The organism is Frankia sp. CpI1-P, from assembly GCF_001421075.1.
GTDB lineage: Bacteria > Actinomycetota > Actinomycetes > Frankiales > Frankiaceae > Frankia > Frankia torreyi.
On sequence record NZ_LJJX01000143.1, the window covers coordinates 1 to 1,003 of the forward strand.

Here is a 1,003-nt window from a genome sequence, read left to right on the forward strand (position 1 = left end):
CCGGCGCCGGCCGGGAGGTCCGCGTCGTTGGCGAGATCCTCCGAGAACCTCGCCAACGTCCGCCAGGACGCCCCGCCCCGAGGCAGATCAACGTCCATCGAGTAGCCGGCGCCGGATTCCCAGTCGACCACGCTGACGATCTGCACCCCGCGGATCCGGCAGACCCGCTCGATGCGGTCCACCCACTCCTCCGCCGTACGCGCCCGCGCGGTCGCCAGCAGCATCCGCCGCCGCCGGGCCGACTCCTGCCGCTCATGCCGCGCAAACACCGGCGCCAACAGTCCGCCGGCGACGCCGCCGACGACCAGGGCGCCGGCCGAATCCAGCGACCAGGCGCCCGACCCGATCGCGTGCCACGTCCACCCGCCGGCCGCGGTCCAGCAGGCGACCCGGTAGGCGATCCCGGCGCGGGACAGGCCGCTGTGCGCGCCGGCGAGCGCGCTCGCGCCGGCACCGGCCAGCCCGGCGCCGGCCGCCCACAGCGGGTTCACGCCCGCGAGGTCGCCGACCATCGCGGCGCTCATCGCCGCGCCGGCGGCGTTGACGGTGCCGGCCAGCGGCCCGTGGGCCGCGGTCCACTCCCACTCCCAGCGGCGGCCACGCCCCGCGGTCTGCGTCTGCTGCCCACTGCTGTCGGGCGTGCTGTCCGCGGCCATCTCAGGCGTCCCCGGCGTGGTGGCTGTCCCACAGGCCCTCGCCCGGGCGGGGCTGGCGCAGGCGGTGCAGGTCGGTCTGGTGCACCAGCTCGAACAGGGGCCCGAGGTTGGCCAGCGTGCCCGCGGCCGCCACGATCTGCGCCGCCGCGGAGTCCAGCAGCTCGCGGATTGTTTCGTGCACCGGCAGCTCGTCGGCGGCCAGCCGGGACAGCCCGGCGATCGCCGCCGCGATGTGCTCCACCGCCTGGGGTACCTGCGCCATGTCCCGGCCGATCTGCGGGCCGGACGGCGGCGCGTAGGCCGCGGCCGTCTGCATCATCGTCTCCGCCTGCTCGGGGAGCAGGAAC

Annotated in this window: 1 protein-coding gene and 1 pseudogene; both read right to left on the minus strand. The window is 76.6% G+C overall.

All coding sequences use genetic code 11. The features are described 5' to 3' along the window. Positions 1-656 (minus strand): annotated as a pseudogene (locus tag FF86_RS31085) (hypothetical protein); the annotation flags it as partial. Between the two features lies 1 nt (position 657). Then, a partial coding sequence (locus FF86_RS31090) for a hypothetical protein (protein ID WP_206779112.1) occupies positions 658-1,003 on the minus strand: 346 nt, incomplete at its 5' end.